1 protein-coding gene is annotated in these 1,296 nt (G+C 63.3%); it reads right to left on the reverse strand.

The annotated features are described in order from the left end of the window. Window positions 1-34 precede the first annotated feature (34 nt). A protein-coding gene (locus IIE29_RS16660) for an IS3 family transposase (RefSeq protein WP_246476026.1) occupies window positions 35-1,227 on the reverse strand; the annotation gives its coding sequence in 2 pieces (ribosomal slippage) (window positions 35-940 and window positions 943-1,227; 1,191 coding nt in all). Window positions 1,228-1,296 lie beyond the last annotated feature (69 nt).

Consider the following 1,296-nt stretch of genomic DNA (forward strand, 5'->3'; position numbering starts at 1 on the left):
GGGACTGATGCAAGGATCGGTGACAATCGGAGTGTCACGCTGCGACTGCAGGTGACTCAATCATTGCTTCGTACTCCACCGGCGTCAAACGACCCAACCGGGCTTGCCGCCGACGTCGGTGATACGTCCGCTCGATCCAGGTCACGATCGCGCTCCTCAGCTGATCCCTGGTGGCCCACCGGCGACGGTCGAGGACATTCTTCTGCAACAGAGCGAAGAACGACTCCATAGCCGCGTTATCGCCAGCCGCGCCGACGCGGCCCATCGACCCGATAATGCCGTGGCGTTCCAATGCGCGGGTGAACTTCTTCGACCGGAATTGGCTGCCGCGATCCGAGTGCGTCACGCACCCGGCCACGTCACCAGCCCTGCGGGCCACAGCCATCTCAAGAGCGTCTACGGCTAAGCGCGCCTTCATTCGGGCCCCGATCGAGTAGCCGACGATCCGCGAGGAGTAGACATCCTTGATCGCGCACATGTACAGCTTGCCCTCATCGGTCCAGTGTTCGGTTATGTCGGTCAACCACAGCTCGTTGACGGCCGTGGCACGGAACTCGTGCTGAACCCGCCCATCGGCGTCGGTAACGACACACAGGTCGTCGTGAACAGGTGGGCCGGGCTTCTTCCCATTCTTGGCCCGGGCCTTGCCGAAGGCCGAGAACCAGGCGTTATCCGAGCACAACCGCCATGCGGTGCGTACCGCCATGGGCTCGCCGGCGGCCTCAGCTTCGTCGGCGAGGTACCGGTACCCGAACTCAGGGTCGTCCCGGTGGGCGTCGAAGAGGGCGTTGGCCCGATACGCCTCATTCACCTCGGCTTCAGGGACAGGGGCGGCCAGCCATCGGTAGTAGGGCTGGCGGGAGAGCTTGAGAACCCGGCACGACACCGCCACGGGGATCCCGTCGACGGCGAGCTCTCTCACGAGCGGGTAGAGCCTTTTGACGGCAGATTCGCCTGCGACAGATACGCCGCGGCACGGCGCAGGACCTCGTTCTCCTGTTCCAGCAGACGCGTGCGCCGCCGCAACTCGCGCAGTTCGGCCGATTCGTCCGTGGTCTTGCCTGGCTTGTTGCCGGCATCGATCTCGGCCTGACGGATCCATTTCGTCAGGGTGCCTTCATGGATTCCGAAGTCCTTGGCGATCTGGGCGATCGTGGTCTTCTCGTCGCGGTTCAAGGCGACGCGGATGACGTCGTCGCGGAACTCTTTCGGGTAGGGCTGTGGCATGGTGTCTATCCTTCCAGGCTTGCCTGTGAACAAGCCAGATCAGATGTCACCAAACCTTGCATCAGTCCC

Source organism: Brevibacterium renqingii (genome assembly GCF_017808095.1).
Lineage (GTDB): Bacteria > Actinomycetota > Actinomycetes > Actinomycetales > Brevibacteriaceae > Brevibacterium > Brevibacterium renqingii.